Source organism: uncultured Microbulbifer sp. (genome assembly GCF_947498635.1).
Lineage (GTDB): Bacteria > Pseudomonadota > Gammaproteobacteria > Pseudomonadales > Cellvibrionaceae > Microbulbifer > Microbulbifer echini.
Window position 1 is genome coordinate 1 of the sequence record NZ_CANMKV010000116.1, and the last position, 689, is coordinate 689.

The 689-nt window shown below is 61.2% G+C and carries 1 protein-coding gene; it reads right to left on the bottom strand.

All coding sequences use genetic code 11. From position 1 onward, the window contains the following. Nucleotides 1-689: hypothetical protein (locus Q1A69_RS20065; protein ID WP_299589684.1), on the bottom strand; the 689-nt coding region annotated here is incomplete at both ends.

Here is a 689-nt window from a genome sequence, read left to right on the forward strand (position 1 = left end):
GTGTAGCGAATATCCTGGTTGTTGCGCGCTTCCCAGGTGCCGTCGCCACTCAGGGCGGTATTGCCGGTCTGGCGCGATAGCCAGCCGGCGTAGTTGTAGGCGTATTCGATACGGTGGCCGCCGAGGTCGTCGTGCCAGACGGCTTTGCCGAAGTAGTCGACCGCGTCGCTGAGGACATCTTCGCGGGAGGACTGGTTCCAGTCGGTGTCCACGGCGCCGCCCATACCGGACTTGGCGATAGAAGTGATATAGCCACCCAGCTGTACTTCATCGGCGGTGCCCTGGGCCTGCTGGCCGGTGGCGGCCAGTACATTGCGACTCACCGCGTCGCTCCAGGCGTAGGCGTAATCGGTGATCTTGCCGTTATAGCTCTTGTACTGCAGTACCCGGCCCATGCCGTCGTAGCGGTAGGTCTCCTGGTCTACCTTGCCCCTGGGGCTGTCATTGCCACTGTCCAAAAAGCTAGCGTACAAAACATAGTTAGTATCGCCGTAGAGGGCATTGCGGTGGCGGATGCGGTTGCCGAACTCGTCGTAGTCCCACTCGTCGTAACGGTTGGAGGCGCTGTAGCCGTAGTCGATCGCCAGGGAACTGTCCTGGAAGCGGTTCATCCGCACCAGCTGGTTGTTGGCGTCGTAGTGGTAGGCCACTTGGTAGTAGAGCGCACTGGTGCCGCTGCCGCGCTCGTT